This window comes from Roseisolibacter sp. H3M3-2 (genome assembly GCF_029211165.1).
Lineage (GTDB): Bacteria > Gemmatimonadota > Gemmatimonadetes > Gemmatimonadales > Gemmatimonadaceae > Roseisolibacter.
Genome location: NZ_JARGEK010000020.1, coordinates 21187 through 28447, shown reverse-complemented (window position 1 = coordinate 28447; position 7261 = coordinate 21187). Strand labels below are relative to the sequence as shown.

The following is a 7261-nucleotide window of genomic DNA, read 5'->3' as shown; positions in this document are numbered from 1 at the left end:
GCCGAGCAGCGTCGCCGCCGCGAGTCCCGCCAGCGCCAGCCCGCGTGCGCGCATCAGCGCGCGCGGCGGGCGCCGCCGCACCCGCGCGTCCCGCCGCCCCGCGTGGACGAGGCGCCGCTCGCGTTGCGGAACACCTGGAGGTTGCGGAGCTGCGGGTCGGTCCGGAGGCCGATCCCGGACAGCGTACGCCCCGGCTCGGTGAACACGAAGCTCGTGTCGCTCGTGACCTGGTTGGCCAGCCGCTCGTAGGCCAGCTGCGGCGACGTGAGCTTGCAGCCGTCGGTGGTCGTGATCTGCACGTCGCCGCGCCCCTCGAGCTTCTGCGTGCGGACGTCGTAGGTGCCGCGCGCGGCCAGCATCACCGCGTTCGAGTCGCCGCTGGCGCTGTAGAAGGTCGTCCGCATGTTGCGCAGCTCCATGCGGTTCATCTCGTCGTAGAAGAACGCCGTGTCGGCGCGCAGCTGCGCCCGGCGCAGCCCGCCGTTCCAGAGGTAGTGCCGCAGCCCGAACATCACCTGGTCGGCGGAGTCGGGGAGCGCGTTCTTGTTGGCCGGCAGCGTGGGCGCCTTGCCGCCGCCGCAGGCCGAGAGCGCGGCGGCGGCGAGCCCCGCGAGGGCGAGGGGACGACGGAGCGAGAGTCGGGACACGGACATGTGGGAACGCGCGGGCCGCCGGTCAGGCGGCGCCCGCGCGCATGAGATCGTGAAGGTGCACCACGCCGACGAGCGCCTGCGCCCCGTCGACGACGGGCATGGCCATGATGCCGTGGCGCTCCATCCGGTACACCACGGCGCTGCCGAGTTCCTCGGCGGCGGCGGTCTTGGGGGCGCGGACCATCACGTCCCCGAGCCGCGCGGCGAACGGGTCGCCCTCGCGCTCCATGAGCCGCGTCAGGTCGCCCGCGGTGAACACCCCGGTGACGCGCCCCTCCTCGGCGACGACGACGATCCCGCGCCGCTCGGCGAGCGCGACGACCGCCCGGCGGATCGTCTCGTCGGGGGGGAGCACGGGCAGGTCGTGCGTCTCCATGACGTCGGCGACCCGCGTCAGCAGCCGGCGGCCGAGCGAGCCGCCCGGGTGCAGCCGCGCGAAGTCCTCGCGCCGGAAGCCGTTCGCCTCGAGCAGCGCGACCGCCAGCGCGTCGCCGAGCGCAAGCGCCGCCGTCGTGCTGGTGGTCGGCGCGAGGTCGTGCGGGCACGCCTCCTCGCGCACCCAGGCGTCGAGCGCGACGTCGGCGTGCCGCGCGAGCGACGAGTGCACGTTGCTCGTGATCGCGATCGTGTGCACCCCGAACCGCTCGAGCGCCTCCAGCAGGAGCAGCAGCTCCGCGGTCTCCCCGCTCTTGGACAGCAGGATGACGACGTCCGCCGGCCCGACGATCCCGAGGTCGCCGTGGACGCTCTCCACCGGGTGGAGAAAGGTGGCCGGCGTGCCGGTCGACGTCAGCGTCGCCGCGATCTTCCGCCCGATCAGCCCCGACTTGCCGACGCCCGTCACGATCACGCGCCCGGACGACGCGCGGACCAGCGCCACCGCGCGCGCGAACGCGGCGTCGAGGCGCGACTCGACCTCGGCGAGCGCATCGCGCTCCATGCGCAGCACGCGCCGCCCGCGCTCGACGATCTCGTCGGGCGTCAGCTCGGCGCGCGTGTCGGGCGCCGCGGCGAGGGCGGCGTCGCTCACGCGCGCGTCCCCGCCGGATCCTGGTGCAGCGCCACGTCCTCTGCCACGTCGGCCGACGCGATGGCGATGTACCGCTCGACGACCTCCGCCCACTGGCCGCGCGCCCGCAGGAGCACCTCGGCGAACTCGCGCACCGCGCCCGCGCCGCCGCGGCGCGTGAGCTGCAGCCCCCGGGCCGCTGCCGCCCGCGCGTCGTCGGTCGCGTTGCCGACGGCCACCGGGAGGCCGACCGCGCGCAGCACGCCGACGTCGGGGAGGTCGTCGCCGAGGAACGCCATGTCGTCGAGCGTGATGCCGCGCGCCGCCGCGATGCGCTTGAGCGCCGGCAGCTTGCGCGCCTTCGGGTCCTGCACGAGGTCGTCGACCGACAGCTCCTCGGCGCGCAGCCGCACGCTCTCGGAGACGCGGCCGGTGACGATCGCGACGTGGATGCCGGCCATGCGCATCATCAGGATGCCGAGGCCGTCCTGGATGTCGTAGCGCTTGAACTCGTGCCGGGCGCCGGCCACGTCGCCGAGGTAGATCCCGCCGTCGGTGAGCACGCCGTCGACGTCGAGGCCGACCCAGCGCACGCGGCGCGCGCGATCGGCGTCGAGCGTGGGGCGGGCGCCGTTGGTCTCGCTCATGCGCGCGCCGCCTCCCACAGCCGGACCATGCGCGCGACCAGCGCGTCGAGCTGGTCGAGCGGGATCATGTTCGGGCCGTCGCTGGGCGCGTGGTCGGGGTCCGGGTGCGTCTCCATGAACAGCCCGTCGGCGCCCGCGGCCACGGCGGCCGCGGCGAGCGTCGGGATGTACTCGCGCAGCCCCCCGCTCGCCCCGCCCTCGCCCCGCCCCGGCTGCTGCACCGAGTGCGTGGCGTCGAAGATCACCGGCGCGTCGCACGCCTCGCGCAGCCGGGTGAAGCCGCGCATGTCGACGACCAGGTCGCCGTAGCCGAAGAAGGTGCCGCGCTCGGTCACCGCCACCTGGTCGCCTGGCGGCGGCGACAGCCGCTCGACGCCGCGCGAGGCGCGCCGCACCTTCTGCACCGCCCCGCGCATCCCGTCGGGGTGCATCCACTGCCCCTTCTTCACGTTCACCGGGCGGCCCGTGGCACCCGCCGCCTCCAGCAGGTCGGTCTGGCGGCAGAGGAATGCCGGGATCTGCAGCGCGTCGACGGCCTCCGCGACCGGCGCGCACTGCTCCGGCAGGTGCACGTCGGTCAGCACCGGCAGCCCGGACTCGCGGCGCACCAGCGCCAGCGCCTCCAGCCCGCGCTCGATGCCGGGGCCGCGCATCGCGCCGGGATTGGAGCGGTTGGCCTTGTCGAAGCTCGCCTTGAACACGATGCCGCCGGGGACGCGCTCGGCGAGCCGCGCCAGCCGCTCGGCGACGCGCAGGTTCAGGTCGTCGTCCTCGAGCTGGCAGGGGCCGGCGATGAGGAAGAGCGCGTTGCGCGGGAAGAGCGCCGTCATGCGCGCTGCGGCTCCAGGGCGGCGTGCGGCGCCGTGCCGTTGGCCGCGGCCGGATGGCGCCCGGCCGCGTGCCGCGTCGCCGCGCCGACGAACCCGGCGAACAGCGGGTGCGGGCGCGTCGGCCGCGACTTGAGCTCGGGGTGGAACTGGCAGCCGAGGAACCACGGGTGGTCGGCCAGCTCCACGATCTCGACCAGCGAGCCGTCGGGCGACAGGCCGCTGAGGCGCAGCCCGTGGCGCTGCAGCGTGTCGCGGTAGCGGTTCGACACCTCGTAGCGGTGGCGGTGGCGCTCGCTCACCTCCTCCGCGTCGTAGGCGGCGCGGGCGTGCGTCCCCGGCGCCAGGCGGCACAGGTAGGCGCCGAGCCGCATCGTGCCGCCCATGTCGGTGACGTGCTGCTGCGACTCCATCAACGAGATGACGGGGTGCGAGCACTCCGGGGCGAACTCGCTCGAGTGCGAGTCGTCGAGTCCGGCCACGTTCCGCGCGAACTCGATGATCGCCGTCTGCATCCCGAGGCAGATGCCGAAGTACGGGAGCTTCGTCTCGCGGGCCGCGCGGATCGCCTCGACCATCCCCTCGACGCCGCGGACGCCGAAGCCCCCCGGCACGAGCAGGCCGTCGTACGGCGCGAGCAGCTCGCGCGCCCGGGCGCCGTCGGTGAAGCGGTCGCTGCTGATCCAGTCGATGTCGACGCCGACGTCGTGCGCGATGCCGCCGTGGATCAGCGACTCCTGCACGCTCTTGTAGCTGTCGACGTAGTCGGTGTACTTGCCGACGACGGCGACGCGGACGCGGGCCCGCGGCTGCACGACGCGGCGCACCAGCTCGTCCCACGCCGACAGGTCGGGCTCGCGCGTGGTCAGCGACAGCCGCTGCACGACGCGGGCGTCGAAGCCCTGCTGGTGGAAGGCGAGCGGGATCTGGTAGATCGTCGGCACGTCGACGCTCTCGATCACGCTCCCGAACTCGACGTTGCAGAAGAGCGCGATCTTGCGCTTCACGTCCTCGGTCAGCGGGCGCTCGGCGCGGCAGATCAGGAAGTCGGGCTGGATCCCGATCTCCATGAGCTCGCGCACGGAGTGCTGCGTCGGCTTCGTCTTCACCTCGCCGGCCGCGGCGATCCACGGCACGAGGGTGAGGTGGACGAAGATCGCGTTCGCCTTCCCGACCTCGTGGCGGAACTGGCGGATCGCCTCGAGGAACGGGAGCGACTCGATGTCGCCGACCGTGCCGCCGATCTCGACGATCACCACGTCGGAGCCGGGGGCGTTGCGCTTGACGGCGGCCTTGATCTCGTCGGTGATGTGCGGGATGACCTGCACCGTCGAGCCGAGGTACTCGCCGCGCCGCTCCTTGCTGATGACGTTCAGGTAGATGCGGCCCGTCGTGACGTTGTTCGCCTGCGACAGCGAGCGGTCCACGAAGCGCTCGTAGTGGCCGAGGTCGAGGTCCGTCTCCGCGCCGTCGTCGGTGACGAACACCTCGCCGTGCTGGAACGGCGACATGGTGCCCGGGTCGACGTTCAGGTACGGGTCGAACTTCATCATGGACACCGTCAGCCCGCGCTCCACGAGGAGCCGGCCGAGCGAGGCGGCGGCGATCCCCTTGCCGAGGGACGAGACGACGCCGCCGGTCACGAAGATGTACTTCGTCGGGGCGGCGGACGGCGGGGCGGGCGCGGGGGCGGCGGCGGTCATCTACGGGGAATGGCGGAGGGGCGGGACGCCTCCCAGGCGGCCCAGCGTGCGTTGGCGTCGGCGAGGTCCTGCTCGGTGTCGATCCCGGCGGGCGGCGCCTCCGGGACGTGGGCGACGCCGATCGGCGTCCCCGCGGCCAGGGGGCGGAGCTGCTCCAGGCGCTCGACGAGTTCGAGCGGGTGCGGCGGCGCGGCGACCCAGCGTTCGAGCGCGTCGCGCGTGTAGGCGTAGATCCCGACGTGGCGGCGGACAAGCGCGTCGCGGCGCGCGCGGTCGCCGGCGTCGCCGCCCTCGCGCAGGAAGGGGATGGGGGCCCGGGAAAAGTACAGCGCCCGCCCGTCGTCGGTGGTGACCACCTTCACCGCGTCGGGGGCGGCGAGGACGTCCGGGGGCGCCGGGCAGGCGACGGTGCCGAGCGGGAAGCGGCCGCCGACGACGAGGGATGAGGCCGCGTGCACGACTTCTGCACTGGCGAACGGCTCGTCCCCCTGGATATTTACGACCGCGTCGAAGGCGGCGAACTCGGGCAGGCGCGCCACCTCGGCGACGCGGTCGGTGCCCGACGGGTGGTCGTCGCGCGTCAGGACGGCCTCGCCCCCCGCGTCGCGCACGGCCGCCGCCACGTCCGGGTGGTCGGTCGCGACCACGCACCGGTCGGCCACCCCGAGCCGCGCGACGTGCTCCCACACCCGGACGACCAGCGGGCGCCCGCCGAGGAGGCGGAGCGGCTTGCGCGGCAGGCGGGTCGCGCCGAGGCGCGCCGGGATCACGGCGAGCAGGCGCATCGCGAGCGGGCGGGCGCGGACGCAATTTTCACGCCATTTAACCTAGCCAGACGCGCCGCCGAACGCAAACGCGCGCGCGCCGCGACGGCACTCGAGGACTCCTGATGTCGCATCCGTGGTGGCTGTGGGCGGGCTTCACCCTGTTCGTGCTCGGCGTGCTCGCCCTCGACCTCGGCGTCTTCCACCGCAAGGCGCACGCGGTCACCACGAAGGAAGCCGCGACGTGGACCGTCGTGTGGGTCTCGATGGCCGCCGCCTTCGGCTTCTGGATCCTGCAGACCGAGGGGAGGCAGGCCGCCCTCGAGTTCGCGGCCGGCTACCTCGTCGAGGAGGCGCTGTCGGTCGACAACCTTTTCGTCTTCATCCTCGTCTTCTCGTACTTCCGCGTCCCCGACGAGCTGCGGCACCGCGTGTTGTTCTGGGGGATCATCGGGGCGCTCGTCATGCGCGGCGCGATGATCGCCGCGGGCGCGGCGCTGATCCACCGCTTCCACTGGATCATCTACGTCTTCGGCGCCTTCCTCGTCTACACGGGGATCAAGATGGCGGTGAAGGGCGGCGAGGAGATCGACCCGGAGCACAACCCGGTGCTCCGCCTCGTGCGGCGCTTCACCCCCGTCACCAAGGGCTACCGTGGCCAGCACTTCTTCGTGCGCGAGACGGGGCCCGAGGGGACGGTCCGCTGGATCGCGACGCCGCTCTTCGTGGTGCTGGTGCTGGTCGAGACCACCGACCTGGTGTTCGCGGTCGACTCGATCCCCGCGATCTTCGGCGTGACGCGCGACCCCTTCATCGTCTACACCTCGAACGTCTTCGCCATCCTGGGGCTGCGCTCGCTGTTCTTCCTGCTGGCCGGCGTGATCGAGAAGTTCCACTACCTCCGCTTCGGACTGGCGGCGGTGCTGTCGTTCGTCGGCGTCAAGATGCTGGTATCCGGGAGCTTCCCGATCCCGATCGGCGTCTCGCTCGGCGTGATCGCGGGGCTGCTGACCATCTCGATCGTGGCCTCGCTGGTGTTCCCCAAGCGCCCGAGCGACGACGACGACACCGAGGTCGCCCACGTGCGCGGGACGCACAACATCGAGGACGTGGCCGACGGCGTCCCGGACGCGCCGGAGCCGAGGCGCGGCCGCGACGCGTGACCCTCGTCATCCGGCCGGCGCGGGCGGCCGACGCGGACGCCCTCTGGGCCATCCTGGAGCCGACGATCCGCGCCGGCGAGACCTACGCGCTGGCCGCCGACATGGGGCGCGACGACGCGCTCGCCTACTGGCTGGGTGGCGACCGCGAGACCTTCGTCGCCGAGGCGGACGGCGAGGCGGTGGGCACGTACTTCCTGCGCGCCAACCAGGCGGGCGGCGGCGCGCACGTGGCCAACGGCGGCTACATGACGGCGCCCTGGGCCGCCGGCCGCGGCGTGGCGCGGGCGATGTGCGCGCACTCGCTCGACCGCGCCCGGGACCGCGGCTTCCGGGCGATGCAGTTCAACTTCGTCGTCGCCAGCAACGCGCGGGCGGTGCGGCTCTGGCGACACCTCGGGTTCGCCGAGGTGGGGCGGCTCCCACTCGCGTTCCGACGTCCCGACGGGGAGTACGTGGACGCCCTGGTGATGTACCGGGCGCTCTGACCCGCCGGCG

General features: G+C 73.5%; 8 protein-coding genes. 2 read left to right on the top strand and 6 right to left on the bottom strand.

The window, feature by feature from the left end; translation table 11 throughout:
* Positions 1 to 53 precede the first annotated feature (53 nt).
* The 6 genes from lptC to kdsB form a co-directional block, all read right to left on the bottom strand.
* Positions 54 to 647 carry an LPS export ABC transporter periplasmic protein LptC gene (gene lptC / locus PYV61_RS03645; protein WP_275828432.1) on the bottom strand — a complete coding sequence of 198 codons (594 nt, stop codon included), beginning with the start codon at positions 645 to 647 and terminating at the stop codon, positions 54 to 56.
* Between the two features lie 28 nt (positions 648 to 675).
* On the bottom strand, positions 676 to 1593 hold the full coding sequence (locus PYV61_RS03640) for a KpsF/GutQ family sugar-phosphate isomerase (RefSeq protein ID WP_345785204.1): 918 nt from the start codon (positions 1591 to 1593) through the stop codon (positions 676 to 678).
* 86 nt (positions 1594 to 1679) lie between these two features.
* Positions 1680 to 2309 (bottom strand): HAD hydrolase family protein, encoded by a 630-nt coding sequence (locus PYV61_RS03635; protein ID WP_275828428.1) that lies wholly within the window; start codon positions 2307 to 2309, stop codon positions 1680 to 1682.
* Complete coding sequence (gene kdsA, locus PYV61_RS03630; RefSeq protein ID WP_275828426.1) at positions 2306 to 3139, bottom strand: 3-deoxy-8-phosphooctulonate synthase; 834 nt, start codon at positions 3137 to 3139, stop codon at positions 2306 to 2308. Before kdsA ends, PYV61_RS03635 begins: the two co-directional genes overlap by 4 nt.
* Positions 3136 to 4839 (bottom strand): CTP synthase, encoded by a 1704-nt coding sequence (locus tag PYV61_RS03625; protein WP_275828424.1) that lies wholly within the window; start codon positions 4837 to 4839, stop codon positions 3136 to 3138. The genes kdsA and PYV61_RS03625 overlap by 4 nt, the downstream gene beginning before the upstream one ends.
* Positions 4836 to 5624, bottom strand: coding sequence for a 3-deoxy-manno-octulosonate cytidylyltransferase (kdsB, locus tag PYV61_RS03620; protein WP_275828422.1), 789 nt, complete (start codon positions 5622 to 5624; stop codon positions 4836 to 4838). The genes PYV61_RS03625 and kdsB overlap by 4 nt, the downstream gene beginning before the upstream one ends.
* 104 nt (positions 5625 to 5728) lie before the next feature.
* Between kdsB and PYV61_RS03615 the strand changes: the two genes are divergently transcribed.
* Positions 5729 to 6766 carry a TerC family protein gene (locus tag PYV61_RS03615; RefSeq protein ID WP_275828420.1) on the top strand — a complete coding sequence of 346 codons (1038 nt, stop codon included), beginning with the start codon at positions 5729 to 5731 and terminating at the stop codon, positions 6764 to 6766.
* On the top strand, positions 6763 to 7251 hold the full coding sequence (locus tag PYV61_RS03610) for a GNAT family N-acetyltransferase (RefSeq protein ID WP_275828418.1): 489 nt from the start codon (positions 6763 to 6765) through the stop codon (positions 7249 to 7251). Before PYV61_RS03615 ends, PYV61_RS03610 begins: the two co-directional genes overlap by 4 nt.
* The last annotated feature ends 10 nt before the right edge of the window (positions 7252 to 7261 follow it).